General features: G+C 49.7%; 20 protein-coding genes and 4 pseudogenes. 15 read left to right on the top strand and 9 right to left on the bottom strand.

Annotation, left to right across the window (positions count from 1 at the left end):
* Window positions 1–126 precede the first annotated feature (126 nt).
* Window positions 127–1476, bottom strand: a complete 1350-nt coding sequence (lysC, locus tag PT300_01430) for a lysine-sensitive aspartokinase 3 (protein MDF7679352.1) — start codon at window positions 1474–1476, stop codon at window positions 127–129.
* Between the two features lie 749 nt (window positions 1477–2225).
* Here lysC and pgi point away from each other — a divergent pair.
* Entirely contained in the window at window positions 2226–3875 is a 1650-nt protein-coding gene (gene pgi / locus PT300_01425) for a glucose-6-phosphate isomerase (protein MDF7679351.1), read from the top strand.
* A gap of 173 nt (window positions 3876–4048) precedes the next feature.
* Here pgi and PT300_01420 read toward each other — a convergent pair whose 3' ends face one another.
* Window positions 4049–4207: a hypothetical protein gene (locus PT300_01420; protein ID MDF7679350.1), complete on the bottom strand. Its 159-nt coding sequence runs from the start codon at window positions 4205–4207 to the stop codon at window positions 4049–4051.
* A 126-nt stretch (window positions 4208–4333) separates the two neighbouring features.
* Between PT300_01420 and ubiA the strand changes: the two genes are divergently transcribed.
* The gene (ubiA, locus tag PT300_01415) at window positions 4334–5197 is read left to right on the top strand and encodes a 4-hydroxybenzoate octaprenyltransferase (GenBank protein MDF7679349.1); all 864 of its coding nucleotides are present in this window, start codon (window positions 4334–4336) and stop codon (window positions 5195–5197) included.
* Window positions 5198–5261: 64 nt separating this feature from the next.
* Here the strand turns inward: ubiA and plsB are convergent, their stop codons facing one another.
* Window positions 5262–7685, bottom strand: a complete 2424-nt coding sequence (plsB, locus tag PT300_01410; protein ID MDF7679348.1) for a glycerol-3-phosphate 1-O-acyltransferase PlsB — start codon at window positions 7683–7685, stop codon at window positions 5262–5264.
* Between the two features lie 129 nt (window positions 7686–7814).
* Between plsB and PT300_01405 the strand changes: the two genes are divergently transcribed.
* Both PT300_01405 and lexA read left to right on the top strand, forming a co-directional pair.
* Entirely contained in the window at window positions 7815–8183 is a 369-nt protein-coding gene (locus PT300_01405) for a diacylglycerol kinase (GenBank protein MDF7679347.1), read from the top strand.
* A gap of 125 nt (window positions 8184–8308) precedes the next feature.
* Window positions 8309–8917 (top strand): transcriptional repressor LexA, encoded by a 609-nt coding sequence (gene lexA / locus PT300_01400; protein ID MDF7679346.1) that lies wholly within the window; start codon window positions 8309–8311, stop codon window positions 8915–8917.
* Between the two features lie 37 nt (window positions 8918–8954).
* Here the strand turns inward: lexA and zur are convergent, their stop codons facing one another.
* From zur to PT300_01385, 3 genes and pseudogenes are all read right to left on the bottom strand, one after another.
* Window positions 8955–9470 carry a zinc uptake transcriptional repressor Zur gene (gene zur / locus PT300_01395; protein MDF7679345.1) on the bottom strand — a complete coding sequence of 172 codons (516 nt, stop codon included), beginning with the start codon at window positions 9468–9470 and terminating at the stop codon, window positions 8955–8957.
* 509 nt (window positions 9471–9979) lie between these two features.
* Window positions 9980–10222 (bottom strand): hypothetical protein, encoded by a 243-nt coding sequence (locus tag PT300_01390; GenBank protein MDF7679344.1) that lies wholly within the window; start codon window positions 10220–10222, stop codon window positions 9980–9982.
* 49 nt (window positions 10223–10271) lie between these two features.
* A pseudogene (locus PT300_01385) lies at window positions 10272–10385 on the bottom strand (site-specific integrase).
* A gap of 55 nt (window positions 10386–10440) precedes the next feature.
* Here PT300_01385 and dusA point away from each other — a divergent pair.
* From dusA to PT300_01365, 4 genes are all read left to right on the top strand, one after another.
* Window positions 10441–11478 (top strand): tRNA dihydrouridine(20/20a) synthase DusA, encoded by a 1038-nt coding sequence (dusA, locus tag PT300_01380; protein ID MDF7679343.1) that lies wholly within the window; start codon window positions 10441–10443, stop codon window positions 11476–11478.
* Window positions 11479–11690: 212 nt separating this feature from the next.
* The gene (gene dnaB, locus PT300_01375) at window positions 11691–13106 is read left to right on the top strand and encodes a replicative DNA helicase (GenBank protein ID MDF7679342.1); all 1416 of its coding nucleotides are present in this window, start codon (window positions 11691–11693) and stop codon (window positions 13104–13106) included.
* Between the two features lie 16 nt (window positions 13107–13122).
* Window positions 13123–14202: an alanine racemase gene (alr, locus tag PT300_01370; GenBank protein ID MDF7679341.1), complete on the top strand. Its 1080-nt coding sequence runs from the start codon at window positions 13123–13125 to the stop codon at window positions 14200–14202.
* Between the two features lie 229 nt (window positions 14203–14431).
* The gene (locus tag PT300_01365) at window positions 14432–15625 is read left to right on the top strand and encodes an aspartate/tyrosine/aromatic aminotransferase (GenBank protein ID MDF7679340.1); all 1194 of its coding nucleotides are present in this window, start codon (window positions 14432–14434) and stop codon (window positions 15623–15625) included.
* A gap of 56 nt (window positions 15626–15681) precedes the next feature.
* On the opposite strand, the gene uvrA is transcribed toward PT300_01365, so the two are convergent.
* Window positions 15682–18507 (bottom strand): excinuclease ABC subunit UvrA, encoded by a 2826-nt coding sequence (gene uvrA / locus PT300_01360; GenBank protein MDF7679339.1) that lies wholly within the window; start codon window positions 18505–18507, stop codon window positions 15682–15684.
* Between the two features lie 282 nt (window positions 18508–18789).
* Between uvrA and ssb1 the strand changes: the two genes are divergently transcribed.
* The gene (ssb1, locus tag PT300_01355) at window positions 18790–19317 is read left to right on the top strand and encodes a single-stranded DNA-binding protein SSB1 (GenBank protein ID MDF7679338.1); all 528 of its coding nucleotides are present in this window, start codon (window positions 18790–18792) and stop codon (window positions 19315–19317) included.
* Window positions 19318–19940: 623 nt separating this feature from the next.
* Here the strand turns inward: ssb1 and PT300_01350 are convergent.
* Window positions 19941–20033: pseudogene (locus tag PT300_01350) on the bottom strand (hypothetical protein).
* Window positions 20034–20126: 93 nt separating this feature from the next.
* Between PT300_01350 and PT300_01345 the strand changes: the two are divergent.
* The 3 genes and pseudogenes from PT300_01345 to PT300_01335 all read left to right on the top strand — a co-directional run bounded on the left by PT300_01345 (window position 20127) and on the right by PT300_01335 (window position 21989).
* A pseudogene (locus PT300_01345) lies at window positions 20127–20435 on the top strand (IS66 family insertion sequence element accessory protein TnpB).
* Complete coding sequence (gene tnpB, locus PT300_01340) at window positions 20422–20781, top strand: IS66 family insertion sequence element accessory protein TnpB (protein ID MDF7679337.1); 360 nt, start codon at window positions 20422–20424, stop codon at window positions 20779–20781. The pseudogene PT300_01345 and the gene tnpB overlap by 14 nt, the downstream one beginning before the upstream one ends.
* Before the next feature lie 71 nt (window positions 20782–20852).
* Window positions 20853–21989 (top strand): annotated as a pseudogene (locus PT300_01335) (IS66 family transposase).
* A gap of 362 nt (window positions 21990–22351) precedes the next feature.
* Here the strand turns inward: PT300_01335 and soxS are convergent.
* Window positions 22352–22681, bottom strand: a complete 330-nt coding sequence (gene soxS, locus PT300_01330; GenBank protein ID MDF7679336.1) for a superoxide response transcriptional regulator SoxS — start codon at window positions 22679–22681, stop codon at window positions 22352–22354.
* Window positions 22682–22758: 77 nt separating this feature from the next.
* Here soxS and soxR point away from each other — a divergent pair, with 77 nt between their 5' ends.
* The 3 genes from soxR to PT300_01315 all read left to right on the top strand — a co-directional run bounded on the left by soxR (window position 22759) and on the right by PT300_01315 (window position 25402).
* Window positions 22759–23244 carry a redox-sensitive transcriptional activator SoxR gene (gene soxR / locus PT300_01325; GenBank protein ID MDF7679335.1) on the top strand — a complete coding sequence of 162 codons (486 nt, stop codon included), beginning with the start codon at window positions 22759–22761 and terminating at the stop codon, window positions 23242–23244.
* Window positions 23245–23997: 753 nt separating this feature from the next.
* On the top strand, window positions 23998–24735 hold the full coding sequence (locus PT300_01320; protein MDF7679334.1) for a YMGG-like glycine zipper-containing protein: 738 nt from the start codon (window positions 23998–24000) through the stop codon (window positions 24733–24735).
* Window positions 24736–24964: 229 nt separating this feature from the next.
* Entirely contained in the window at window positions 24965–25402 is a 438-nt protein-coding gene (locus tag PT300_01315) for a hypothetical protein (protein MDF7679333.1), read from the top strand.
* The last annotated feature ends 70 nt before the right edge of the window (window positions 25403–25472 follow it).

Below are 25472 nucleotides of genomic sequence, written 5' to 3'. Positions count from 1 at the left end.
AGCACCGAACGATCCTGTTTTCAGGGCTTTCTCTTTTCTGGCGGCCGACTGATATCCTTCACCGGAGGCGCCGTATCCTGCCCGCTGGCTGAGCCCAGTCAGCGGGCAGGATACAAGGCAGAAGCGTTATTCAAACAGATTCTGATGCAAATTCTGCACCACCTGTTCGGCATCCGCCCCCGGCACCAGGAAACAGAGATTATGGCTGGATGCACCATAGCAAATCATCCGGATATTAAAGGGCTCCAGAACGCTAAATATCTCTTTACCGACACCACAGGCACGTGATAAGTCATTACCGATCAAGGCAATCAGTGCCAGGTCCTGTTCGACTTCCACGCGGCACAGCGTGGAAAGTTCTGCCAGCAGTGCTGGCGTCAGCAAAACATCCGTGGATGAAGTCGAACCGGTGGTATCCAGCGTTAGTGCAATATTGACTTCAGACGTGGTGATCAGATCGACCGAAATATTATGGCGCGCCAGGATACTGAAGATTTCTGCCAGAAAACCACGAGAGTGCAACATATTCAGACTGTGCAACGTCAGTAATGTCTGCCGACGGCGGAGTGCCAGCGCCCGAAATAATGGCGGATTTTCCGTTTTATTGCACACTAATGTCCCGCCAGCCTCAGGTGCCTTGCTGGAACCAACGAAAACCGGAATATCGCTGCGTATCGCCGGGAGTAACGTGGCGGGATGCAGGATTTTTGCCCCAAAAGTTGCCATTTCTGCGGCTTCGGCAAAAGTAATGGCATCAATACGTTTTGCCGCTGGCGTGATACGTGGGTCTGTCGTGTAAATGCCAGGAACATCCGTCCAGATATCGACCCGACTGGCATTGAGCACTTCACCTAACAATGCCGCCGTATAATCACTCCCGCCACGACCCAGGGTTGTCGTTCTGCCTTTCTCTTCACTACCAATAAATCCCTGGGTGATCACCAGGCTATCTTTAATGCGTGGAATCAGCTGTTGCTGTGTCAGTTCAGTCAGTGCAGTAATATCAGGTTCTGCCCGGCCAAAATGATCATTGGTGCGCATAATTTTACGCACATCAAACCATTGTGCCGTGATACCACGCTGGTGAAGTATTTCGACAAACAGCAGGCTGGACATCAGCTCACCGTGGCTGACCAGCTCATCGGTTAATGCTGTCGAACTGGCCAGGGTTGCGGCTTCTGCAAGGGTGGTAATATTTTCCAGCAGACGATCGATCTCTTTGCGGATCATATCAGGATTGCGGAGGTGTTTGAGAATATTGTATTGGATCTGGCGTAGCGACTCGAGCTTTGCGAGCCGCTCTATTGTCTCCAGTCCTTCCGCCAGCGCGACCAGAAGATTTGTCACGCCCGCAGAGGCGGACAGTACGACAACGCGCGTACTTTTATCAAGTTGTACAACGTCAATGCTACGGCTCATCGCATCAAAATCAGCAACGCTGGTGCCGCCAAATTTGGCGACCACTAAATCTGTCATAACAACCTCGTATCAGCGACCTGACTTATTAAAACCATTCCGCCATAAAATCACCTGGGAAGGATACAGGTCAGCATAAAAATGTCTTAATAAGCCAGGTCAGATTATTCAGTCATAGCACAAATAGAAAGTGAGACCAGTGTGAATACCGTGCAGGAAAGCGCGACGGCAACTTCTGGAAACATGCCTGACTGAGAACGTTTTTCTGGTGATAATTCAGCGAGGCCAATCCTGCAAGTTGATGAAGAACATGACCCGCCATGCTATTACTTCGGTGTTGCGCCCTGTCAGATGTTATCACCGAAGTGTGACGCCTTAGAGCCTGGCCCACCAGGCTATTTTACTTGCCATTTTGGCCCTGGGTAGTGCTCGAAATCCTCAGGTACGACCTGTACGCTGCGGTTTCTCCGCGCTGTCCGTGTCCAGACTGGCTGCGCCAATAACGCCTGGTGAGCCAGGCTCTTATACGCCACGTTATCGGGATAACGTGTCTCTTCTGGCCTGCATTGTGCAGCTAGTCCTTTTATAAATAAAGGGTTAGCAGTCTGGTTGTCAATCATCGAATTATACGGATTTTTCATCGCTGCCAGGTTTACAGAAAAAAGCCTTATGTCCATTATTTTTCCGCTTGTCAATGAGTCGCACGGGAAAACAATATGATCGGGATAGCGTAAAAAGCATCACAATTTTTTATCGCCAGGGATACAATTGTCTTTAGTTATCATTATTAATACAGACAGGTATTGTTCATGAAAAATATCAATCCGACACAGACCCAGGCGTGGAAGGCGTTACAACAGCATTTTGCTGAAATGAAAGATGTCACGATCAGTGAATTATTCGCGAAAGAGCCTGATCGTTTCTCTCAATTCTCCGCAACATTTGATGATCTGATGCTGGTGGATTTTTCTAAAAATCGCATCACTGAAGAGACGCTGGCTAAATTGCAACAATTAGCCAGAGAGACCGACCTGGCGGGAGCCATTAGCGAGATGTTTGCCGGTGAAAAAATTAACCGTACAGAAGATCGCGCAGTACTCCATGTCGCCCTGCGTAATCGTAGCAATACCCCCATCTTAGTTGATGGCAAAGATGTGATGCCGGAAGTGAATGCTGTGCTTGAGAAGATGAGAACATTCTCTGACGCCATTATCTCTGGTCACTGGCGAGGCTATACCGGTAAAGCGATAACCGATGTCGTCAATATTGGTATTGGCGGTTCCGATCTCGGTCCATTGATGGTCACTGAAGCGCTGCGACCCTATAAAAACCATCTGACAATGCATTTTGTCTCTAATGTCGATGGTACTCATATCGCCGAAGTGCTGAAGAGTGTAAACCCGGAAACAACCCTGTTCCTGGTGGCATCGAAGACTTTTACAACACAGGAAACCATGACCAACGCACATAGTGCACGTGACTGGTTACTGCGCCATGCGGGTGATGAAAAGCACATAGCGAAACATTTTGCTGCCCTCTCCACCAACGCAAAAGCGGTCGGTGAGTTTGGTATCGATACCGGCAATATGTTTGAATTCTGGGATTGGGTCGGCGGACGCTATTCATTATGGTCGGCGATTGGCCTGTCGATTGTTCTTTCGGTGGGTTTCGATAATTTTGTCGAACTGTTATCCGGCGCACACGCGATGGATAAGCATTTTGCTACCACGCCAGCAGAAAAAAATCTACCAGTGATACTGGCCTTGATCGGTATCTGGTATAACAACTTTTTCGGTACTGAAACCGAAGCGATTCTTCCTTATGATCAATATATGCACCGCTTCGCTGCTTACTTTCAGCAGGGCAATATGGAGTCTAACGGTAAGTATGTTGACCGTAATGGTCATCTTGTTGATTATCAAACGGGACCGGTTATCTGGGGTGAGCCGGGGACGAATGGCCAGCATGCATTTTATCAATTGATTCATCAGGGAACGAAATTGGTGCCTTGTGATTTTATCGCCCCGGCGATAACCCATAATCCACTCACCGATCATCACCAGAAACTGTTATCCAACTTTTTTGCCCAAACGGAAGCGCTGGCATTTGGTAAATCGCGGGATGTTGTTGAGCAGGAGTATCGTGACCAGGGGAAAGATCCAGCAACCCTTGAGAATGTCATTCCCTTCAAGGTCTTTAAAGGAAATCGTCCGACTAACTCGATTCTGCTACGTGAAATCACACCATATAGCCTCGGGGCGTTGATTGCCTTGTATGAGCATAAAATTTTCACCCAGGGAGCGATCCTGAACATTTTCACCTTTGATCAGTGGGGAGTGGAACTGGGTAAACAACTAGCTAATCGTATCCTGCCGGAATTAGCAGGCGCTAATAGGGTAAACAGTCATGACAGCTCCACGAATGGTCTGATTAATCGTTACAAAGCCTGGCGTGACTGAGTGAGAGTATCAAGGCTGATTTCGGTGCCGTGAATTGAGCGCCTTCTGATGCCTCATTCGTCAGTTAACAGCAATAATCGCGAATGAGGTGTCAGATCCTGAATCTACGGGCCAGGCTCTGAATATCAGCCTTTTAGCCTTCTTGTTATGCCACCTACCGGTTAGCGAGTATTTCACCCCGGAAACGCCACAAACTCCGGCTTGCCAAAGCGCATCACTTTTTCTATAGCGCGTTTGCACCATAGCGCCATGACACCGTTATGATTTGCCCGCGATGAATCGCTTATTCTGAGATACAATATTTGCAGACTATACACAGGAACATCGCCCATATTACATCCTGCGCTGATACCATTTATGTGCAGTATTATTTTTCCTGTTATGCCCGCAGGAGCGGCGCTTGTATCTTGAGGGTGCTTTTTCTGCCTGTATCGCCATTGTATTAAGAGGAAGAGAAAATGGAGTGGAGTCTAACGCAGAATAAGCTGTTAGCATTTCATCGCCTGATGCGCACGGATAAACCGATTGGTGCGTTATTGCTGCTATGGCCGACGCTATGGGCGCTGTGGCTGGCGACGCCGGGCGTTCCGCCATTGTCGATCCTGATTGTTTTTATTGCAGGTGTCTGGCTAATGCGTGCTGCCGGTTGCGTGATTAATGATTATGCCGACCGTAAATTTGACATCCACGTGAAACGTACCGCCCACCGCCCGTTACCCAACGGGGAGATCAGCGGCCAGGAGGCCAGAGTATTATTTATCGTACTGGTGCTGTTTTCATTTCTGTTAGTGCTGACGTTAAACACGATGACCATTTTGTTATCGGTGGTGGCGCTGCTACTCGCCTGGATTTACCCGTTTATGAAGCGCTACACATACCTGCCTCAGGTGGTGCTGGGCGCGGCTTTTGGCTGGTCCATTCCAATGGCCTTTTCTGCGGTAAGTGAATCTTTACCGCTCAGTTGCTGGTTACTGTTTTTCGCTAATATTTGCTGGGCCGTGGTTTATGATACCCAATATGCGATGGTTGACAGAGATGACGATATCAAAATTGGAATTAAATCGACGGCGATTCTGTTTGCCGAACATGACCGCCTGATCATTGGCATTTTTCAGGCTGGCGTGCTGGTGCTAATGTCAGCGGTTGGCGGGTTATATGGACTGCGTTGGCCATATTATGCATCGTTGTTAATTGTGGCCGGGCTATTTTGCTGGCAACAAAGACTGATTTATCATCGCCAACGTGATGATTGCTTTAAAGCTTTTTTAAATAATAATTACGTTGGCATGGTGTTATTTCTTGGCCTGGCGGTCACCCATTGACCTTCATGATTGCTGACGTTTTTTCTCCCCCGGTAGATATCATCCCGGGGGAGGTAGAGCAGGATTAAGTGTTATCCTGAATCGCGCTTTCAATCGTCAAACGAACATCCGGCGCTATCAGAGCTGCCAGCATTTGATAAACCTTTAGCGTCTCCTGGGGTTCAGCATCGCCAGTATCGCTGATGTAACCTTCATCGCACAGCGTCAGCACCAGTGTGCTGAATACGGCTTTATCAAAAAACTCAGGCGCATTAATGCCATGCAGAACAGACAAACGCTGAGCCACAGTCCGGCTCTCTTTTTCCAGAGAACTGCGATTAATCGAAGGGTTTGAGCTCAATAGCCAGAAAGTAATCGCATAACGCTGGATAGTTTCACGCACCCCGGCAGCCAGCAGTTGCAGAATACGTGAGCGTGCGGGGTTAATGCTTATCTCATCATCGTTGAGTACAACCAATTCCTGGCGCTGCATTTCAGTGAGCAGGGCATCAATCACTTCTGGCAGTGCCTCTTTCTCCCAGCGCAGGAATAACTCCGCTTTCAGCAACGGATAGAGGATCGTGACATGGCGCAGGACTTCGTGGCGAGAAAGATGCCGACTCTGGGTCACGATAGCGGCCAGCAATGATGGCATGATCAGCATATGCGCAATATTATTGCGATAGTAGGTCATCAATACCGCCTGTTCACGTGGCAGAACGATGATATCGCCAATCGTATCTTTCTCGACTTCGAACTTATCCATCTTCAGTGTGTGGTCAATCAGTTCTTCCGCTGAGGTTGAAGGGGTCGTGGTGTCCGGCGAATAGGGCACATGACGTAACAGATCGAGATAACAATTTATTTGCTGCGTGAGCTGCTCCCGGGTCAGCGAATGCTGGCGAGAAGCCAGCAGTGCGGTACAGCACAGATTCATGCCATTGGCTGCCCCGGCGTTATTAATACGCACCATCAAGTCGTCGGCAATATGGTTGACTGACGGGGTTAGCCACTGCGGCCGCACAGCTTCGATAGGATCGATATCGTCGCGCCATTGCGGAACATGCTGATTCAGCCAGTTCATTAGCGGCAGCGGTTCGCCAAAATTCACATAGCCCTGACCGAGATTACGCAGTTTGCTCAGGCCGCGTAGCATTTGTGACAGGCTCTCTTTCTCTTTCGTTGCACCGCGAAGTTCTTTAGCGTAAGTACCCACTTCCATCACATGTTCGTAACCAATATAGATAGGTACGAGCGTAATAGGACGGGTTCCACCGCGCAGCATCGCCTGGAGGGTCATCATTAGTGTGCCGGTTTTAGGATTCAGTAAACGGCCTGTACGTGAACGTCCGCCTTCGACAAAATATTCTACAGAGTATCCCCGGCTAAAAAGTTCACCCAGATATTCGCGAAACACGGTCGAATAGAGTTTATTTCCCTTAAAAGTACGGCGGATAAAAAATGCGCCCAGACGCCGAAACACCGGCCCGGCTGGCCAGAAATTGAGGTTAACACCGGCCGCGATATGTGGCGGCACCAGCCCCTGGTGATACAACACATAAGAAAGCAGCAGATAGTCCATATGGCTACGATGACACGGCACATAAACAATTTCATGCCCCTCATGTGCCAGCCGACGGACACGTTCAGCATGATTAACATTGATGCCCTGGTACAGACGATTCCAGGTGAAACCAAGAATACGATCAGTCAGCCGGATCATCTCGTAGGAGAAATTGGCAGCAATTTCCTCCATCAGGAGAGTGGCATTGCGCTGGGCTTTATCGTGAGAGATTTTCTTGCTACGCGCCTCATCATCTATCGCGCGCGCAATGGCTTTTGATGCCAGTAATTTATTGAACAGATCCTGACGAGCAGGCAAACGCGGGCCAACAGCAGCCAGACGCTGACGCGAAAAATGTATGCGTGCCACCCGTGCCAGCTTTTGCGCAATAATTTTATCCGTGCCATGCTCATCGGCGATACGGCGTAAAGATACGGAGGGTGAAAAACGGACAAAGCTATCACGCCCCAGCCACAAAATGGCGAAGAACTTCTGAATGCCATTGAGCATGCGCAGTGGCGGGTTAATCTCACCTTTTTCACGTCCCGGTGCCCGACCAAACATCACCGAAACAGGCACCATTTGCACATCCAGATCGGGATTGTTGCGGTGAAGATCCAGATAGTCGTGGAATAATTTGATCGACTCTTCTTTTGGCGTGTAGTAAGTAAATACACGCGGTCCACCGTGAATAAACACATAGCGCGGTAGCAGTACGCCATCGATTTCCAGTGGGATCAGAGGATCGGGTAAATCGTGCTTTTGGCACTGGGCTCGCAGGGTTAACAGATCCGCTTTCGAGTTATAGGGTAAGACATACATAATCGGACATGACGTGTCCAGCCCTAACTCCTGAGCAGGCTCTGTGGGAATCGATTTGCTTTTTACCCATGCTCGTAATGGTAAACTCAGTAATTTATAGTAAATACGTTGCCAGCCGGACATAAACAGTATGAGGCCTCTGGTTAATCATGTAATGCGGCTATGAGAATAACAGAAAGTGCACAAAATTTCTGGTGCCATATAGCAAACATGTACATTGATTGATGTCATTGAGATAAAAAGGAGCTTTTGATGAGCAATAGCACTCACGGGTTATCCCGCATCATCAAGGCGGCGGGCTACTCCTGGAAAGGCATTTATGCGGCATGGCATCATGAAGCCGCGTTTCGTCAGGAAGTGATTATTGCCGTTATTGCCGTGATAATCGTGGTCTGGCTGGATATTGATGCTATTTCGCGCGTATTGCTGATAGGTTCCGTTTTGCTGGTGATAATCGTTGAAATAATAAACAGCGCGATTGAAGCGGTGGTGGATCGTATTAGTCTGACCCCCCACGAGTTATCCGGGCGTGCTAAAGATATGGGATCAGCAGCAGTCTTGCTGGCGATTATCATGGCTCTTATCACCTGGGTGATGCTGTTATGGGCACATTATTGTTAATACTTCCCCCGGCTATCTTCACAAAAGAGAAAATAACAGGCTTATTTTTGTGTACTGCGCGGTTTTCAAATCCCGACTGACTGTATATACTCACAGTATAGCTGTATATAAAAACAGGGGGCGAAATGAAAACATTAACGACCAGACAGCAAGAGGTGTTTGATCTCATTCGGGATCACATCAACCAGACCGGAATGCCGCCAACACGTGCGGAAATTGCTCAACGCCTGGGATTCCGTTCTCCCAATGCAGCTGAGGAACATCTAAAAGCGCTGGCACGTAAAGGTGCCATTGAAATTATTTCGGGTGCTTCGAGGGGCATTCGTTTATTGACCGAAGAAGAATCTGGTTTGCCATTGATTGGCCGTGTCGCAGCGGGTGAGCCACTTCTGGCACAGCAACACATTGAAAATTACTACCAGGTTGACCCGGAGATGTTCAAACCTCATGCCGATTTTTTATTACGTGTTAATGGTATGTCGATGAAAAATATTGGCATTCTGGATGGCGACTTGCTGGCAGTCCATAAAACCCAGGAGGCGCATAACGGCCAGGTTATCGTTGCGCGCATTGATGAAGAAGTCACCGTTAAACGGCTGAAAAAGCAGGGCGATACGATTGAGCTTCTGCCAGAAAATAGCGATTTCTCACCGATTATCGTCGATTTACATCAACAAACTTTTGCTATCGAAGGCCTGGCGGTGGGCATTATTCGCAATCGCGAGTGGTGGTAGCCTCTTTACTCGCACAGCATCCATTGGCGTTATTGTATCATCGGCCTTTCTTTTTATGGTATCTGGATGGGTCATGATCACAATGTTGTGGTGTCACACGGGTTTCGACCGCGACACAGGCGGCACACAGGCCATGTGCTTCAATCACATTATGGCGTAATGCAAAGCCGGTTTGAGCCGCGAGAGTATGCATAATATCTTCAATGTTTTCTGCATGTTCTTCTTTTACTACGCCACAGTGGCTGCAGATAAAGATGACAGAGCTATGGGCCGGTTGATCGAAAAGGTGGCATAAAACATAGCTATTGGTTGACTCCACTTTATGCACAAATCCCTGAGCAAGCAGAAACTCCAGTGCCCGATAGATCGTCGGTGGCTTAGCCTGTGGTTCTTTCTCCCGTAACAGATCAAGCAGATCGTAGGCACTGATTGCGCCATCCTGTAGGCTCATTAAACGCATCACTTCAAAACGTTGTGGAGTTAGCCGCACACCGCGTTGCACACAAAGCTTTTCAGCATGCGCTAATATTTCCTGCGAAGTGGTCTTATCCATAAACATTCTCTGACTATGTGGGTATGACATTTTTACTTTATCACGAACCACAAAAAACGCCGAGAAATGGCAATTTTGTCGCGGTGATTTATATTGATCCTCAGTACTGCCAGTATTGATTATTATTTGTACTGGTAATGCCTGCAGGGCCAGACGCTAAACAGGTGGTATAAAAATATCTGATGCTCCAGGCTTTTAGTGCTATAAGTGTTTTCTCTGTTTTTTAACCGGTGTATATATTAAGCAGAAATATCTGTTCATTTGATAGCTAAAGGAGCGATTGTAAAATGGCAGTTAGCAAAGTACAGATGCTGATTATGAGCATGTTACTGGTGACATCGGTGGCTTATGCTGATTACTGGGATGGACGAGATCCTTATGGTAATTTAAGAAGTACATCACAACCCAATTATACCGGTGACACGCATAGAAGGTTAGATGCAACGCCTCAAACCGATTATTCTGGTAAAACACGATACAAAGATGCGCAGGGAAAGGTTATAGGGACATCACAGACCGATTATTTTGGTAAAACCACATACCGGGACGCACGCGGTAATGTCATTGGCTCTTCGCAAACCGACTATTTTGGTACAACCCGATACCGAGATGAACGAAGACATCAGACGGGTCACCGGCACCGCAAATGATTGATGGCTTATCATGCCGTCATCGGAGAAGCCGCCCGGCATATCGGGTAGGTGGATGCGGAAGGATGAATCGTCTTTATTAATAGCAATGGAATACCTCATCTCACTTCCCTGGCAGGAAGTGGGGGAGTATTAATGGGCGAACGTTGCGATATGTTCGGTTCTCCCGGTAGATGTATTTTCCACCTTCTTTTACGCCCACAGTGCAGCGATAGTGTAAAGTCCCATCGGAGCGTTAACATGTTTCTATGGTATAGTACGCCATCTAAGTGTCCTCAGTGGTGCCCTGATAAAGAAAAAATACGACATAAAGACAAAAAATGCCCGAAAATAAACAATCTCCCAACCCGCACCAAACCAGCGTAAACAGTGATATAGCGACAAATTATCCCCCTTATCGCCTATCCATTGCCCCGATGCTCGACTGGACTGATCGGCACTGTCGCTATTTTCTGCGTCTGTTGTCACGGCGGGCGCTGCTGTATACCGAAATGGTAACGACCGGGGCGATCCTGCACGGTAAAGGCGATTATCTGACTTATAACGAAGAGGAACACCCGCTGGCTTTACAGTTGGGCGGTAGCGACCCGGCCGCGCTGGCGCAGTGTGCCAAACAGGCAGAAGCACGTGGTTATGATGAGGTCAATCTCAATGTAGGGTGTCCCTCTGATCGTGTACAGAATGGCATGTTTGGTGCCTGTCTGATGAAAAATGCACAGCATGTGGCCGATTGCGTTAAAGCGATGCGTGATGCGGTGTCGATCCCGGTGACCGTCAAAACCCGTATTGGCGTGGATGATCAGGACAGCTATGCATTTTTAAGTCACTTTATCGATACCGTCTCCGGTCAGGGTGAGTGTGAACACTTTATTATCCATGCCCGTAAAGCCTGGTTATCCGGCTTAAGCCCAAGGGAAAACCGGGAAGTTCCACCGCTTGATTATCCGCGTGTCTACCAGTTAAAACGTGACTTTCCTCATCTGACCTTGTCGGTTAATGGTGGGATTACGTCGTTAGCAGAAGCAAAACAGCATCTTGTTCATATGGATGGCGTGATGATAGGACGCGCGGCCTACCATAACCCCACAATATTGACGGCAGTTGATCGGCAAATTTTTGCCCTGGAAGGGGCCGACAGTGATCCGGTGGCGGTGGTGCGAGCCATGTATCCCTATATTGAACGTGAGTTAAGTCGTGGTACCTGGCCTGGGCATATTACCCGCCATATGCTGGGGCTGTTTCAGGGACAACCTGGCGCTCGTCAATGGCGCCGGCACTTAAGTGAAAATATGCATAAAGCGGGAGCGAATATCCACGTTCTGGAGCAGGCGCTACGCTACGTCACAGAGGCACGCTAACCGTTTAGCGAGCCGGTTTTCTTCGCGCGTCTTATGCGGGTGTCGGGTCGTTGCCGAAATCCTGATATCCTTAGGTATATGCGACGATTTATCCACTCCATCGCTCACCCGGCACCAGCAATAACGCCTGATGGGCCAGGCGCTTATTCTTTTATGGCCTCACTCTGTGGTAATCTTGCTCGTCAGTCACTACTTCTGGAATTCCATGCAATATGGCAGCCAATAAACCTTTCAATAACTCTCAGCATGAATCCCGCGAACGCGATCCCCAGGTTGCCGGGCTGAAAGTGCCACCGCACTCGATTGAAGCGGAACAATCGGTGCTGGGGGGCCTGATGCTGGATAATGAGCGTTGGGATGATGTTGCTGACCGTGTGGTGACAGAGGATTTTTATACCCGTCCCCACCGCCATATCTTTACTGAAATGGCGCGATTGCAGGAAATGGGCAATCCGATTGATCTGATTACCCTGGCTGAATCACTGGAACGGCAAGGGCAACTGGATAGCGTCGGCGGTTTTGCCTACCTGGCGGAGATGGCGAAAAATACCCCCAGTGCGGCGAATATCGGTGCCTATGCTGATATTGTGCGTGAACGTGCCGTTGTGCGTGAAATGATATCGGTGGCGAATGAAATCGCTGCGGCAGGTTTTGACCCACAAGGGCGTAGCAGTGAAGACTTGCTCGATATGGCCGAATCCCGGGTCTTTAAAATCGCAGAAAGCCGTGCGAATAAAGACGAAGGCCCGAAAAATATCGCTGAAATCCTTGATGCAACCGTCGCGCGGATCGAACAGCTGTTCCAGAAACCGCATGATGGTGTTATCGGCGTGGATACTGGCTATGAGGATCTGAATAAAAAAACCGCAGGATTACAGCCATCAGATTTAATTATCGTCGCCGCGCGCCCTTCAATGGGTAAGACAACATTTGCAATGAATCTTGTCGAAAATGCCGCGATGTTACAGGAAAAACCGGTACTGGTCTTCAGTCTTGAGATGCCAGCTGAACAGATCATGATGCGTACCCTGGCCTCGCTATCGCGGGTAGATCAAACCCGTATTCGTACAGGACAACTGAATGATGAGGACTGGGGGCGCATTTCTGGTGCTATGGGTTTGCTGCTGGAAAAGCGTAATATCTATATTGATGACTCCTCCGGCCTGACGCCTGGTGAAGTTCGGTCACGCGCCCGACGTGTTGCCCGTGAACATGGCGGAATTGGCCTGATCATGGTCGACTATCTGCAACTGATGCGTGTACCGTCACTTTCCGAAAACCGGACACTGGAAATTGCCGAAATTTCCCGTTCGTTAAAGGCGCTGGCGAAAGAGCTGGCGGTGCCGGTGGTGGCGTTATCACAGCTTAATCGTTCACTCGAACAACGTGCGGATAAACGCCCGGTCAACTCTGATCTGCGTGAATCCGGCTCTATTGAGCAGGATGCTGATTTAATTATGTTCATTTATCGCGATGAGGTGTATCACGAAGACAGTGACTTAAAAGGTATTGCGGAAATTATTATTGGTAAACAGCGTAACGGGCCTATCGGAACGGTACGCCTGACATTCAATGGCCAGTGGTCACGTTTCGATAATTACGCTGGCCCGCAATATGATGATGAATAATTTCTAAGGAATGTAAATGCAAGCGGCAACCGTTATCATTAACCGCCGCGCTTTGCGACACAATCTGCAACGTCTGCGGCAACTGGCACCTGCCAGCAAGCTGGTTGCAGTAGTGAAAGCGAACGCTTATGGACATGGCCTTCTGGCAACCGCGCATGCGCTTCCTGATGCTGATGCTTTCGGCGTTGCCCGTCTCGAAGAGGCGTTATGTCTGCGGGCTGGCGGGATCACTCAATCGATCCTGTTACTGGAAGGTTTTTTCGATAGTGCTGATTTACCGATCATCTCAGCACAGCAGTTGCATACTGTCGTCCACAACCTCGATCAATTGCTTGCCCTTGAGAAGGCAGTGCTTACTGATCCCGTCACTGTCTGGCTGAAACTCGATACCGGGATGCATCGGTTGGGCGTTTTACCAGAACAGGCAGAGGATTTTTATCAGCGCCTGAGCCGATGTAAAAACGTGCGTCAGCCGGTTAATGTTGTCAGCCATTTTGCCCGGGCAGATGAGCCACAGAGTTCTGCGACGGAAGACCAACTGGCGATCTTTCGCGCATTTACGGCGGGAAAACCCGGTTTGCGTTCTATTGCCGCGTCTGGCGGCATTTTGCTCTGGCCGTTGTCCCATTTTGACTGGGTACGTCCGGGGATTATTCTTTACGGTGTCTCACCGCTGGAGGCTCCTTCTGTTGGCGCTGATTTTGGCTGCCAGCCAGTGATGTCGCTGACATCGGTATTGATTGCTGTACGTGAACATCAGGCCGGTGAGCCGGTGGGTTACGGCGGTACCTGGGTCAGTGAGCGGGACACCCGGCTTGGGGTGGTGGCGATGGGATACGGGGATGGTTATCCGCGCGCCGCGCCATCCGGCACGCCGGTACAGGTGAATGGTCGTGAAGTGCCGATTGTGGGTCGCGTAGCGATGGATATGATTTGTGTCGATCTGGGGCCGGATGCGCAGGATAAGCCCGGTGATCCTGTCATGTTGTGGGGGGAGGGGCTGCCTGTGGAACGTATTGCCGCAATAACAAAGGTAAGTGCTTACGAACTTATTACGCGCCTCACTTCACGGGTGGCAATGAAATATATCGATTAACCATTTTCCCCATCAGCGCTAGTTTGACTGGCGGTTCTGATGCCGGGCTGATGTCATCAGAACAGAGAGGCGATATATCTGCTGTCCACTGTGGCAGTATGCCGTCAGCTATTCGGCTCTTTTTCCGGCTGCATTGCGTGCCCGAAGTGTCTGTTAATCTGCTCGATCTTCTTATTTGTTCGGTTTATTGTGTCTCAAGTGGTTCACAATAAACCTGGAGAAATTCCTCGTGTTTCAGAACGTTGATACCTACGCTGGCGATCCGATTCTCTCTCTGATGGAGCGTTTCAAACAGGACCCGCGTGGTGACAAAATAAATCTGAGTATTGGTTTGTATTATAACGAAGAGGGCATCGTGCCGCAGTTACAGGCGGTGGCGGAAGCACAAGCACGGCTCAACGCGCAAGCGCATGGTGCTTCGCTCTATCTGCCGATGGAGGGGCTGGCTGCTTACCGGCACGCGATTGCACCGCTGTTATTTGGTGATGACAATCCCTTACTGACACAAAATCGCATCGCTACTATTCAGACGCTGGGAGGATCGGGGGCACTGAAGGTCGGCGCTGATTTTCTGCACCGCTACTTTCCGGATGCCAGAGTATGGGTGAGTGATCCCACCTGGGAAAATCACATCGCGATATTTGAAGGCGCTGGATTCGAAGTTAGTACTTACCCCTGGTTTGATTATAACGGCAATGGTGTGTGCTTCGCGGCTCTCCTCGAAACGTTACAGCAATTACCGGAACATGACATCGTGTTACTGCATCCCTGCTGCCATAATCCGACGGGAGCCGATCTGACTCAGGCACAGTGGGATGAGGTGGTAAGTGTACTGAAACGTCGCCAGCTGCTCCCTTTTCTCGATATCGCGTATCAGGGACTGGGTGCCGGGATGGATGATGATGCTTATGCGATCCGGGCGATAGCGCGTGCCGGGCTCCCTATGCTGGTCAGTAACTCTTTCTCGAAAATCTTTTCACTGTACGGTGAACGGGTGGGGGGACTCTCCGTGGTCTGCGAAGATGCTGAGATAGCGAGCCGGGTTCTCGGGCAGTTAAAAGCCGCCGTGCGCCGTATCTATTCCAGCCCCCCCAATGCGGGTGCCCGGATTGTGGCAGAAGTGTTGAATGATAGCCGACTGAAAGCACTCTGGCTGGCAGAGGTCGAAGAGATGCGCCTTCGCATTCTGACGATGCGCCAGGCGCTGGTGGAGGCCCTGCGAACAACGTTGCCTGATGTGAATTTTGATTACCTGTTGCAACAGCGCGGAATGTTCAGCTACACCGGTTTACGCGCCGACCAGGTTGATCATCTGCGTGAAGAGTCGGCTGTTTACCTGATTTCCAGTGGCCGGATGTGTATGGCGGGTCTGAATTCACGTAATGTTCAGCCAGTCGCACAGGCGATTGCCCGCGTTATCTGATTGACGGGATCACGCTGCCTTGCACATTGGCTGGCAAGGCAGCATGTATGCTGCGATTATTGCAGTAACGGTTTCAGGAACCGCGCGGTGTGTGAAGTGGCACATTCTGCAACGGTTTCTGGCGTTCCTGCAACGAGGATTTCACCGCCACCGCTTCCTCCTTCAGGCCCAAGATCAACAATCCAGTCTGCGGTTTTAATCACATCGAGATTGTGTTCAATCACCACGATAGTATTGCCCTGATCACGCAGCTGATGCAGGACATCCAGCAGTTGCTGAATATCGGCAAAGTGCAAGCCGGTTGTTGGTTCGTCGAGAATATACAGGGTCTGTCCGGTGCCGCGTTTAGATAATTCACGTGCCAGCTTGACACGCTGAGCCTCGCCACCCGAAAGCGTCGTCGCTGACTGACCGAGGCGGATATAGGTCAGTCCCACATCGATCAGCGTTTGCAGTTTACGGGCGAGGGCTGGCACGGCGTCGAAAAATTCACGTGCCTCTTCAATCGTCATATCCAGCACTTCATCGATGCTCTTGCCCTTATATTTAATCTCCAGCGTCTCGCGGTTATAGCGTTTACCCTTGCATTGATCACACGGAACATAAATATCGGGCAGGAAGTGCATCTCGACTTTAATGACCCCATCCCCCTGACAGGCTTCACAGCGACCGCCACGGACATTAAAACTAAAACGTCCCGGCGTATAACCACGCGTCCTCGACTCCGGAACACCGGCAAACAGTTCGCGCACCGGCGTAAAGACCCCGGTATAGGTCGCCGGATTGGAACGTGGGGTACGACCGATCGGGCTCTGGTCGATAGCGATCACCTTATCGAAGTGTCCCAGCCCCTGTATATCACGATAGGGTGCCGGTTCCGTGAGCGTCGCACCGTTAAGCTGACGCTGCGCGATGGGATATAACGTATCGTTAATTAACGTCGACTTACCTGAGCCAGAGACGCCGGTAATACAGGTAAACAACCCTACCGGCAGGGTGAGGGTCACATTCTTCAGATTATTACCACGCGCGCCTGTCAGCTTCAGGACTTTTGCCGGATCAGCCGGTACGCGCTGTTCAGGCAGCGCAATTTTACGTGTTCCGCTCATGTACTGGCCGGTCAGAGACTGTGGTACTGCCATAATCTCTTTTAGCGTTCCGGCAGCCACCACCTCACCGCCGTGTACACCGGCTCCTGGGCCAATATCGATGATATGGTCGGCAGCGCGAATGGCGTCTTCGTCATGCTCGACGACAATCACGGTATTTCCCAGATCACGCAGATGGATAAGCGTTTCCAGCAGACGTTCATTATCCCGTTGGTGCAGACCGATGGAGGGTTCGTCAAGCACATACATCACACCCACCAGTCCGGCACCAATCTGGCTGGCCAGACGAATACGCTGTGCTTCGCCGCCGGAAAGGGTTTCCGCTGAACGGGAGAGTGTCAGATAATTCAGTCCGACATTCACCAGAAATTTCAGGCGATCACCTATCTCTTTGAGCACTTTTTCGGCAATTTTTGCTCGCTGACCAGAGAGTTTCAGATTATTGAAGAACGCCATGGCGTGACCAATGCTCATGTCCGAAATGGCGGGCAGAGGTGTATCCGCGACAAACACATGACGCGCCTCGCGGCGCAGGCGTGTGCCGTCACAGCTTGTACAAGGGCGGGTACTGATAAACTTCGCCAGCTCTTCACGTACTGCGCTGGACTCTGTTTCTTTGTAGCGACGCTCCATATTGTGCAACACACCTTCAAACGGATGTCGGCGCACAGAAGTATCACCACGATCATTGATATATTTAAATTCAATACTTTCTTTTCCTGACCCATACAGCACAATGTTTTGTATGCTGCCAGGCAGGGTGCCCCATGGCGCTTCGACATCAAACTGATAGTGCTCAGCCAGTGACTTCAGCATCTGAAAATAGTAGAAATTACGTCGATCCCAGCCACGGATCGCGCCGCCTGTCAGTGACAGCTCGCCATTCTGGATGATCCGATCAGGATCGAAATATTGCTGGACGCCGAGGCCATCACAGGCCGGGCAAGCGCCAGCCGGATTATTAAATGAAAACAGACGTGGCTCCAGCTCACGCATGCTGTAGCCGCATATCGGGCAGGCAAAATTGGCAGAGAAGAGCATCTCTTCTACGTTCGCGTCATCCATCCTGGCAATAATCGCACTGCCCCCAGAGAGTTCGAGGGCAGTTTCAAAGGACTCTGCCAGTCGTTGTTTAAGGTCAGCGCGTACCTTGAAGCGATCGATAACGACTTCAATGGTGTGTTTCTTCTGCAATTCCAGCTTCGGCGGATCGGAAAGATCGCAGACTTCGCCATCGATTCGTGCGCGGATATAGCCCTGGCTGGCGAGATTTTCCAGTATTTTACTGTGTTCGCCTTTACGCGCTTTAATCACCGGTGCCAGCAGCATTAAACGCTCACCCTCTGGCTGGGACAGCACGTTATCCACCATTTGGCTGACCGTTTGTGCCGCCAGCGGAATATCATGGTCCGGACAACGTGGCTCACCCACGCGCGCATAAAGCAGACGCAGGTAGTCATGAATTTCAGTGATGGTACCTACGGTTGAGCGTGGATTATGGGATGTTGATTTCTGTTCGATAGAAATGGCGGGCGATAACCCTTCGATATGATCAACATCGGGTTTCTCCATCAGCGACAGAAACTGGCGTGCATAAGCGGAGAGCGACTCAACATAACGGCGCTGTCCTTCGGCATAGAGTGTGTCGAAAGCCAGTGAGGATTTACCCGATCCTGACAGCCCGGTGACGACAATAAGTTTATCACGCGGAATGTCGAGGTTGATATTTTTGAGATTATGGGTACGGGCGCCCCGAATTTCGATCTTATCCATTTACCTTTCCCGGTAGGTACGCGAACTGCCTGATTTGACTGCATCCGTTATATTTCAGACCCTAAAAGACACAGCACAACACACGGCAACAGTGGTTAATTATGGCACAATCAAACCTGTTTTAATATACAGTACTGGAATCGCCATCGATAACAGTGATGCAAAATGTTCCCTTGTTACGATCTTTTGCTGAATCTCTGTTGCGATTGCCAAAATAGCGCTTTCCGATGTTACACTTATCAGCTTATATTGATAAAAAATTTTACTCAGGAGATTCGAACAATGGCCAGCAGAGGCGTAAACAAGGTGATTCTCATCGGGAATCTGGGCCAGGAGCCAGAAGTACGCTATATGCCGAGTGGCGGTGCTGTCACTAACTTTACTCTGGCAACCTCCGAATCCTGGCGCGATAAGCAGACGGGTGAAATGAAAGAACAGACGGAATGGCACCGTGTCGTGCTGTTCGGTAAGTTAGCTGAAATTGCAGGAGAATACTTACACAAAGGGTCACAGGTCTATATTGAAGGCCAGTTACGTACCCGTAAATGGACAGATCAGTCGGGTGCAGACAAATACACCACCGAAGTTGTGGTGAATGTGGGTGGCACTATGCAGATGCTGGGAAGTCGTCAGGGGGGAGGTACCGCTCCCGCAGCGGGCGGCCCACAGCAAGGGGGTTGGGGTCAGTCTCAGCCGCCACAGGGGGGCAATCAGTTCAGTGGCAGCGCACCTGCGCGTCCACAACAGCCTGCACCGGCAGCGCCATCTAACGAGCCGCCGATGGATTTTGACGACGATATTCCGTTCTGATATTGCGCTGAAATCGTCTGGAACACTGGCGACAGATAGCGTGCGATAGTTTTTATCCCGGCCACTGTAAAACCCCGCCCTTCAGGGCGGGGAACCGTCGGTCTTATCGTCATTCAAAGCCTGTGATATTTTCGCTGATGGTACGATTATAACGATCGTATTCATCAGCTATATGACTATGCTGGAAGATCTTTCAGTTTGAATGGCTCGCTGATACAGCGCGCTGACAATCTCTGTCACAATGGGAAATGGGGGTAGAGATATCGCTTATGGCGAAGCGGGCTTCCGCAGGCTACTGTTCACTATTTTGGTCTGCACTGGGCACCAGATTTCCCTGATTGCGCCAATTATAAAAGATAGCTTCTGATATTCCTGTCATTTGTACAACGGCGGAAACCGCCATGTTGTAAGGAGAGCGTCATTTAGCCAGTATCGCTGCTTTACGTTCAGGGGAAATACGTTTCATTTGTCACTCCATGCCCTCGGACTGATTTTTAAGAGGGGGTGACAACTATCCTGACACTGAGGGCACTCGTTTTAGTTTTAACTGAAGAAGCACCAACAGCTTTCCAAAAACCACTATCAAAAAGTATCTCATTCCCGACCAGCCCCCACGGATCAATCTACGTCACCGGTTCCGGCGCATACTGATACGGGTTCAGTCCACCGGCCAGGCCTATCGGGTCCTGGCTGATAAAACGTCCGCATTCCGGATCGTAGTAACGTAACCATCCGGTAAACTCATATTTTCTTAATTATTTCATCAGGTACTATCAGCCTCTCCTTTAACTGACGAGAGGCGTTTACCAATGAAAAGAAAATGGTGCATTGAACAAAAAAAGCAACATGTCGCTGACTGGCGCGCCAGCGGTCTTACCCGCAGACAATACTGCGAGCTTAACGACATTTCCTTTGCTTCCTTTCGTGACTGACCCCGGGATGTCGCCCGGGCTGAACAACCTGCCAGGGCTCCCGCTGTACTGCCTGTTCATCTCTCCGGCTCATCATCCCCTGTGGCTGGAACCGTGACATTCTTTCTGCATGGCGGAATTCAGCTGCGCTGTCTTCCTTCACAATTAACCGATGTCTTCAGGGCGCTAAAATATGCTGATGCCTGAAAATGTTTTTCTCGCCATGAAGCCCGTTGATATGCGGCGCGGAATAGATTCCCTGACACAGTATGTTCAGGATGAACTCCACTCATCGTGGCACGAAGGTGCCGCGTTCGTTTTCACCAACAAATCCCGCTCGCGCATCAGGGTTCTGCGCTGGGATAAGCATGGCGTCTGGCTGTGCGTTTGCCGTCTGCACAGGGGCCATTTTCGCTGGCCACGGCAGAATGATGTCGTCTGGCATCTGACGCCCGATGAGTTTACCTGGCTTGTCAGCGGCATTGACTGGCAGCAGGTGAAAGGTTATGACCTCGCAAAATGGGTCTTCCGGGATACCGCTGAACAGGCATGAAAAAACAGTATAACTGCATGAGTAATCATTATTATCCATGCAGGGTGTGGTATAATCACCCGCATGGATATCTCCGCACTCTGGCTCTGGCCATGGTGCAAAAAATGGTGTCTGAAAAAGAGAAACTCCGTCAGCGCATTCTGCTGCTGGAGGAAATGCTGAAACTGGCCCGCCAGCAGCGCTTCGGTAAAAAAGGAGAAACGCTGGCAGGTATGCAGCGTTCCCTGTTCGAAGAGGAGCTGGATGCGGATATCGCGGCTGTGGAAGCGCAGCCCGACAACCTGCTTCCCCCCGAAGAAAAAGCTGTCCCGGAACGCCCGGCAAGAAAACCGCTGCCGGCGCATCTTCCGCGGGTAACAAAAATCATCGAACCCGCCTCAGCTGAACGCTGCCCCGACTGCCAGGGTGCCCTGCGTCACATCCGCGATGAAGTGAGTGAAAAGCTGGAATATATTCCGGCACGCATCGTGGTTAACCGTTATGTCCGACCGCAGTATGGCTGCACCTGCTGCCAGCGGGTGGTCAGTGGCGATATGCCTGCCCATATTGCCCCGAAGGGAATAGCCGAGCCGTCGCTCATCGCTCATCTGGTGATAAGTAAATACTGTGATCATATGCCGCTGCATCGTCAGCAGTCAGTGTTCGCCCGCTCTGATATTCAGCTTCCTGTCAGTACGATGGCCGATACAGTCGGCCGTGCGGGCGCGGCGCTGACACCACTGGCAGAGTTACTGCACCAGAAACTGCTGAACTGTGATGTGCTTCATGCCGATGAAACACCGCTGCAGATTCTGGACACGAAAAAAGACGGCAAAACGCACTCCGGCTATCTGTGGGCTTACGTCAGCGGCGAAAAAAGCAGCCTGCCGGTCGTCTGCTTCGACTGTCAGCCCGGGCGGAGCAGCAGATATGCGGCACACTACCTGAAAGGCCGGGCCGGAAGTCTGGTCGTTGACGGCTATCCGGCGTATGAAACCCTGGCCGGACAAAACAAAGGGATAACGCTGACCGGATGCTGGGCGCATGCCCGGAGAAACTTCGCTGATATTTATAAAGCGAACAGGGATCCGCGTGCGGCAACAGCGATCAGGCAGATCGCCGGGTTGTACCGGCTTGAAAGGAAGATCCGGCACCGGCCGGTGGAAAAAATCCGGCAGTGGCGACAGCGTTATGCGCGGCCGGTACTGGAAAAGCTGTGGCACTGGCTGGCGCTGCAGAAGGATGCGTGTGCGGAAAGCTCCGCGCTGGGTGATCAACGTATCAATAAGTGTGAATGGCGAGTTTTGATAGTCTGAGTCTGCGATTCTGTCACAGGTTTATAATAATCACGATGATATTATTATGAGATTAATTATTTTCAGGCTTATTTTGCGATCAGTTTTACATCGGGAGGGGATTGACGATTGCCTGTGAGCAGGCGGCTGTGCCGGAAGCACGGTTGCTGTGAATGAGCTGATATTCAGATGCCATCCCACCAGGCGTTATTAGCGCTGTCGTGTCCAGACTGACTATGCCAGCAACGCCTGGTGGGCCAGTCGCTTACAGCGCCTCTCTTGTTACTGGCAAGTCGTCAGGAAGAGATATGTTGACGATAATCACTGGGTGTGCGATCAAACTTTCGGCGAAAGACACGTGAAAATGTTTGCTGTGAGACATAACCAAGATCCATCGCGATATCAAAAATAGGGCGTTGCGTCTCTCTGAGTGCTTCTGCAGCCAGCGACAGGCGACGCTGACGAATATAATGACCGATTGTCTGGTGCATAACCTGGCGGAAGATACGTTGCAGATACCATTTTGAGTACCCTGATTTTCTGGCAACAATATCAATACTCAGTGGTTGATCAATATGTTCATCAATCCATTCAGTCAGCGCCTGGATAATATCGTGATGGGACATAAAGCGGCCTCCCTTGCTTCATCATTTTATGCTTTTGCCAGTATAATTCCTCAAGTTAACTTGAGGTAAAGCGCTTTATGGAAAAACAACTGCCACAGATCAAAATGTTATTGACGCCAGGCGAAGTCGCAAAACGGACCGGGGTTGCTGTCTCCACGTTACATTTTTATGAAAGTAAAGGACTGATTCATAGTCAGCGCAATGCAGGTAACCAGCGACGCTATCAACGCGACGTTTTGCGGACTGTCGCGATTATTAAGATTGCTCAGCGTATCGGGATCCCGCTGGCAACGATTGGTCAGGCACTGGCGGTGTTACCACAAGGTGCGACACTTAATACGCAAGAGTGGCAACAGCTCTCTTCACAGTGGCGGAAAGCGCTGGATCAGCGAATTGATACGTTAATCGCGCTGCGTGATCAACTGGATAATTGTATTGGCTGTGGCTGCTTATCCCGAGGGGATTGTCCGTTGCGCAATCCGGGTGATAAGCTCGGTCATCAAGGAACCGGTGCGCGGCTACTGGATAAAACAACGGCTGAAGACGAGGGCGATCTGTCTTAGCGCCAGGACTATTAATGCGGAAGCCACGTGGGTTATCTGATACCTGCTGTTGCCGCAAAGCGGCATTTTCGAGGGTGACAGATGTTTCATATTTTTTTCATTATTGTGAAATATAGTGACATTCAGGTATGTTTTTTTCACTGAAATGCTATTTTTCAGCATAAAAAAGATGAAAGTACGTGCCTTTTTTGGGTAAAATATTCTGTGGCAGGTGACATATCCTGGATGCTTTAATATTTAATTAATATTAATTGCACTAATTAAAAAATTTAATTAAGGAAAAGTCTGCTATTAATAGCAATGTTAAATAAATACGATGCGATGTCTACTTCGGTTTATATCAGCTATTCCGCGATTTATCTGGGTGTGGGCAATCTTATTTTAACAGTGCGTTATGAATATATTTACTATTTGTAAATTATTTTGATCAATGATATCCGGTGCAGATAAGGGACATCCTTTTTCTGTTATTCAGAATATTTCCTCAGGAGAGGAACATTATTGCTGATGAATTTGTCTTAGTAGTGTGGATTTCGGTTAATGTTAATTTTTATGTTGTAAGTGAGATTATCTGTAGTATATCGATAACGAGTAAAACTTAGCGTCTGGCCCATTAGGCTATCTCTCTTGCCATTCTGGCTCTGGGCGGTGCCCGAAATCTTTACGCATTACCTGTGCGCAGCGGTTTCTCCGCGCAAACTGGCTGCACCAGGCGTTTAAATCGTTTAGTTATAAATTAGTTAAGGACAGGCCATGATGATTATTCATCGCAGAAATATATTATGTGTTCTTATCAGTGCAACGCTGTTTCTCAGTGGGTGTGTCGATACCGGAAGCTCATTGCTGAATAAAGCTGATACCCGACTGACAAGCGGAGAGCAGGCAAAGTTCTTCAGTTCATCGGGTGCCGAAGGTTGTGGTGTTGGTGCATTGCTAGGCGCGGGAGTGGGGGCTTTAGTCGGAGCACTGGCAGGAGATGATAGCAGCGATGTGGTTACGGGTGCGGTAGTGGGCGGTGCGGCCGGGTGTGCGACAGGGATGGCGACAAACTACTATCTGGATAGCGTACAGAAAAATTATGCGACGACTTCAGACCGCCTGAATGGTATGGAAAGAGGGATCAGAGAAGAAACTGCCGCCGTCAAAAAAACCGCTTCGGTCATGAATCAGGTGATCAGGGATAACCGGGCAACGCTGAGTCGAATCAGCCAGCAAAAAGATAAGGCGGGCTTTAATACTGCCAGCGCCCGAAAAGAACTGGCGAAGATTGATGCCAACATTAAAGTCATGAAAGATAAAATCAGTATGATGAAGGAACAGGATGCTGGCTTTAAAAATGCGTTAAAAAATCAGCGCACAACAACAAAAGCAGAAAAAGAGAAACTGGCCTCCATGAATCAGCAATATAATGATCTCAACAGTCAGATTGCGGCTCTGGAAAATGAGGCAAATGGCTTATTTGCTCAGCGTAAGGCGCTGTCTCTTGGCTAAAACAGCAAGTTGATGGCACTATCAGATTCGGGTTATCGCCATCATTATTTGTATTAATCGCATTCTCCTCTTCGGCTTAGTCGCTTCGGGTCGAAGAGGGGAAGCTGTTATTTCCCGGCGATATTACTGTTCAGGGTATATCGTTGTTTTGATATCGGATATCTTTTTATTACGGTTCATGATGATGAAAAAATACGCGCTTTTCACCGCCCTGTTACTGACGGGCTGTATGAACACTTCACAGGATTGCGACTTACACGCACAAGATCCAGGTTTTCTGACCAAATTAGGTTGTGTTTCCTCCGGGGGGTATAGAGAAAAAATTACTGACCAGGAACGGCAAGTCAGACAAAGCCAGCGTGATAATCAGAATGAGAAACAAAGGCTGGCAGATTTACGGATCAGAGAGCAGGAGTCCAGTCAAAAACTCGCCGATGAGCAAGCCAGGCTGGCAGAGGTTCGCTCCGATTTAAATCAGACGCTAAAACGTCTGCAGACACAAAAACGACAAAGCAAGGCCAGCCAGGCAGAGATCGCGAAACTCCAGGAGCTGCAACAGCAATCTCAATATGCCAGTGGTAGTGATGAAATCGAAGCGATTGAGAAGAAAATTGCTGAGGCGAAAAAGAGAATTGATACTCTGGAGCAAGCCAATATGCTTCATTAACAACCGTTCATGTTGTTAATGGTGAAGTTGAACATCATGGGTTGCTGATCCCGCTGGTCACGATAATCAG

The organism is Enterobacteriaceae bacterium ESL0689 (assembly GCA_029433525.1).
Taxonomy (GTDB): domain Bacteria; phylum Pseudomonadota; class Gammaproteobacteria; order Enterobacterales; family Enterobacteriaceae; genus JAQTIF01.
This window is presented reverse-complemented; position numbering and strand designations above follow the sequence as displayed.

Coding starts and splice junctions, on each gene's coding strand:
- lysC (MDF7679352.1), bottom strand. CDS start 1,476: ATGACAGATTTAGTGGTCGCCAAATTTGGCGGCACCAGCGTTGCTGAT.
- pgi (MDF7679351.1), top strand. CDS start 2,226: ATGAAAAATATCAATCCGACACAGACCCAGGCGTGGAAGGCGTTACAA.
- PT300_01420 (MDF7679350.1), bottom strand. CDS start 4,207: ATGGGCGATGTTCCTGTGTATAGTCTGCAAATATTGTATCTCAGAATA.
- ubiA (MDF7679349.1), top strand. CDS start 4,334: ATGGAGTGGAGTCTAACGCAGAATAAGCTGTTAGCATTTCATCGCCTG.
- plsB (MDF7679348.1), bottom strand. CDS start 7,685: ATGTCCGGCTGGCAACGTATTTACTATAAATTACTGAGTTTACCATTA.
- PT300_01405 (MDF7679347.1), top strand. CDS start 7,815: ATGAGCAATAGCACTCACGGGTTATCCCGCATCATCAAGGCGGCGGGC.
- lexA (MDF7679346.1), top strand. CDS start 8,309: ATGAAAACATTAACGACCAGACAGCAAGAGGTGTTTGATCTCATTCGG.
- zur (MDF7679345.1), bottom strand. CDS start 9,470: ATGGATAAGACCACTTCGCAGGAAATATTAGCGCATGCTGAAAAGCTT.
- PT300_01390 (MDF7679344.1), bottom strand. CDS start 10,222: ATGAGGTATTCCATTGCTATTAATAAAGACGATTCATCCTTCCGCATC.
- dusA (MDF7679343.1), top strand. CDS start 10,441: ATGCCCGAAAATAAACAATCTCCCAACCCGCACCAAACCAGCGTAAAC.
- dnaB (MDF7679342.1), top strand. CDS start 11,691: ATGGCAGCCAATAAACCTTTCAATAACTCTCAGCATGAATCCCGCGAA.
- alr (MDF7679341.1), top strand. CDS start 13,123: ATGCAAGCGGCAACCGTTATCATTAACCGCCGCGCTTTGCGACACAAT.
- uvrA (MDF7679339.1), bottom strand. CDS start 18,507: ATGGATAAGATCGAAATTCGGGGCGCCCGTACCCATAATCTCAAAAAT.
- ssb1 (MDF7679338.1), top strand. CDS start 18,790: ATGGCCAGCAGAGGCGTAAACAAGGTGATTCTCATCGGGAATCTGGGC.
- tnpB (MDF7679337.1), top strand. CDS start 20,422: ATGCTGATGCCTGAAAATGTTTTTCTCGCCATGAAGCCCGTTGATATG.
- soxS (MDF7679336.1), bottom strand. CDS start 22,681: ATGTCCCATCACGATATTATCCAGGCGCTGACTGAATGGATTGATGAA.
- soxR (MDF7679335.1), top strand. CDS start 22,759: ATGGAAAAACAACTGCCACAGATCAAAATGTTATTGACGCCAGGCGAA.
- PT300_01320 (MDF7679334.1), top strand. CDS start 23,998: ATGATGATTATTCATCGCAGAAATATATTATGTGTTCTTATCAGTGCA.
- PT300_01315 (MDF7679333.1), top strand. CDS start 24,965: ATGAACACTTCACAGGATTGCGACTTACACGCACAAGATCCAGGTTTT.